The 3,148-nt window shown below is 38.0% G+C and carries 1 protein-coding gene and 1 pseudogene; both read right to left on the reverse strand.

Annotated features, from left to right (window positions below):
• Window positions 1-66, reverse strand: a pseudogene (locus tag FTT85_RS18910) (helix-turn-helix domain-containing protein); the annotation flags it as partial.
• 72 nt (window positions 67-138) lie between these two features.
• A complete protein-coding gene (locus FTT85_RS18200; protein ID WP_180184111.1) occupies window positions 139-3,072 on the reverse strand; it encodes a site-specific integrase in 2,934 nt (977 codons plus the stop codon).
• Between the last annotated feature and the right edge of the window lie 76 nt (window positions 3,073-3,148).

A 3,148-nucleotide genomic window follows, 5' to 3' on the forward strand; every position in this document is an offset into this window, starting at 1 on the left:
CTTGGCCAGAAAAATGAGTCGTTCTCGCTGTTCTAAACTAAGTGGTACAGAAACAATTCGAGGCATGTGTGAACATCTGTTAACTAAAAAAACTTTTTCGCATGATTAGTTATTTTTGTCAACTTAAAACAATTCATTTTAAATGCTCAATTTTTCTTGCTGAATCGCATGTATCAACATAATAAACGCAATACAAAGTGTCGTATTTTTATTCTTTTCATTGATAAAGCTTAATTTCACTTCACGACTTTTTTGTGACTTATCCGGTGGATCATTATCAACTTTTAGCTGTGTATCCTCAGGGAGTAAATACTTCAGTCCCGTAATCAGATGTTGAATGGACCAATCGACACGTGGCCTATTTTGCTTATCAAAACGATATTGAAAATGAATAAAGTTTTTTCTCAGCTTTCCATGTTCAATTAAAATACTCAAGGCTTCTAAAACCTGATGTTGAACCCGCTTTGGCAGTGCTGAAATCTCTACGCATTGCTTTGCTTCAAAACCTTTCTTTAAGGCTTTTTCATATAAGGAGATGAGTTCATCTTCACTAAAATCCTCATTATTTTGAGGCTTTTTTGCCGCCACCCACTTAGTAGCGAGCTTTTTACTGCGTAATACCCAATCATGGTCCTCATAGGCTCTATATTTAATGTAATCATGGATGATGGTAGATACAGATGCATTTTTACTTATTTTAGGCTGAACAGGTTTAACTGAATCCACTTTTTTGAGTGCATATGTGGCATGATAAAAATCGAAATACTGGCCTTTTCCTATTATATGATTAAGATCCACAATTTCTGTGTTAGCACTTGTTAAGTCATTTTGAAGTATCAGTTTGATCGTGTCCCAATGAATTGTACAAGGCAAATGATAAATTCGATCTATCACCAACAAATCCAGCACATGTAGATAGTGAGATGCTGTTTGCTCTATGTTTGCATGCCCCATCCAGTCAGCTAGTAACCGCCACTTATGCTGTATGACAGCTTCATGCTGAATTGCAGTTTCTCCAAATAAATGCTGACGCATGACTTTACACCGGCTCCAAGTGTAATCCGTATAGGTCATGATCATCTCTTTTGAGCCTAACCAAGCGATTGCTAAATGATTCGCGGCACTATGTCTAAAGTTATGGAAAGTATAACCATGCCCTTCACCCAATATCTCATCAAAAATCACTTGGGTCATTTCACTAATATAAGCTTCACTTAAAATTTCGCCATCTTGGGCAAAAATCAATTTGTCCGCATGATTAGTTTTCGCTGGATTATGTGTAATACATTGTTTTAGATATTGCTGTACCAATGCCAACTCTTCATCGAGCATGACTGCGTTCAGATCAAGCTGACGCTTTGCGTTTTGGCTTTTGAGTTTCCGATAAACATTGTTACGTAAATTAAAACGGATCTGCACAGGTTTGGTCAGCGTATCATTACGCCAAATCAGTTCAGGACAAATGACCTCTGCCAATGTAAGTCCCCTAATTTCATTCAATCGCATCCCCAAACGAAATGCGAGTAAATACATGAGCTGTAGCTGAAAAAGATACGCTTGCTCTTTAGTTGTTTGACATTTTTCAATCTTTAAACTTAGTACCTGTTTAAGCTGATTGAACAATTTTGGGCTAATTAATTTGGCATGACAAAATTGTACACGATGATAATCATTGTATTGAAAGGTACCGACCTTAGGGACACGGTATTGTTTCATACAAAACTGATGAAATGCTTTAAGTCTGCCAAATGCATACTGTGCACGTCCGTGATTGGCCTTAGGATCAGTCTCACGTTTCGCTTGATCTCGATCATCAATACTATCTAAGATAGCGTCGTACAGTTCCTCACAATCTTCTTGATCCATGTTATCTATATCACCTGGGAACATATAGACATGGAATAAGTAATCTTTAGCGATACTACTTAAATACCGCTCGATGCTATTGAGTTTCATCTTTTGAGACTTAAGATGAAAAATCCAACCCAGTAGCCTGAGCTGTGCTTCTATTAGATTTTTTTCATACAGGCCAACGTGAGGCTTCTTTTCTTCTAGTCGCTTCTGAATGCTTGTCCATCTGATCCATTTCACACGTTCACTTTTACGCTGCCGTTTCTGACGCTTATCAACTTCAGTCAGATCTTTTTCAAATAGCATCAATTCAAATGGAATTTCTTTGAGTTGCTGGTGAGCTGTAATTAAGTCTGGTACCGCCTTTTCTGTCTGTAGTGGTATATCCCGCTCAATATGTGTTAACTGCGTCTGCAAGATGTTGTGATCTAACCATGCTCTCGCCTGATCAATAGGTGTTAACGACACCGTTTTGAGACGACCTCGCATAACCTCGCTTAAGCACATATCTAAGCCCGAATAAGAGTCAAGCTCAATGGCTAAGTTTGAATGATCAAAAGGTGTAAGTGAACGAAGCTCTGCTAACTGTTTATCATTACGGCGTAGTAGTTTTTTCAGACCTAAGATCTGATGACTCAAATCAATTTCTTTAGGTAATTTCCCTAATACAGTAGAGATAGACTCCAAAACATATCGTGGCATCTGCTGATTCAAGGCTTGAGAGCCATGCTGTTTTATCCCTTGTATAAACAACTGTGCATAGGGATTAAGCCAAATATAACGCCACTGATACATCTGTCTATTTTCGATTTGATTACCATAAGCACGCTGTGGTACTCGATAATGCAGTGCGAGTGGTTGGATGATTGTTTTATATCCAGCATGATAAAGTTTAGTACAGATTTGGAGTTCATCTTTGACAATAGCGTTGACCAGGGTATTACCAATTGCTGTTAATTGACTTAGATCAGTACAGCCAGAGCAGTACATCAGACTTAAATAAAAATTCCCCCATAACCATTCCGGAGTAACTTCATCCTTGTATGGACAATTCCAATAGGATTTTAAGGCTATAGCAATATGATAATGTTTTTGTCCTTGCCGAAGATGTGATTCAGTACTACGAAGTTGTCTGGGTATAGGTTCTAGAAAAGTAGTTTTAGGCCATACTGAACCGTACCGGTTTTGTCGGAGACCAACTTTCTTGAGAGAATGTTCCAATGACAAAACCAAAATATACCCCTGAAATCAGAGAAAGAGCGGTTCAATTATTGATTGAATCTGAAAAAGATTATCC

The organism is Acinetobacter sp. YH01020 (assembly GCF_013420275.1).
Taxonomy (GTDB): domain Bacteria; phylum Pseudomonadota; class Gammaproteobacteria; order Pseudomonadales; family Moraxellaceae; genus Acinetobacter; species Acinetobacter amyesii.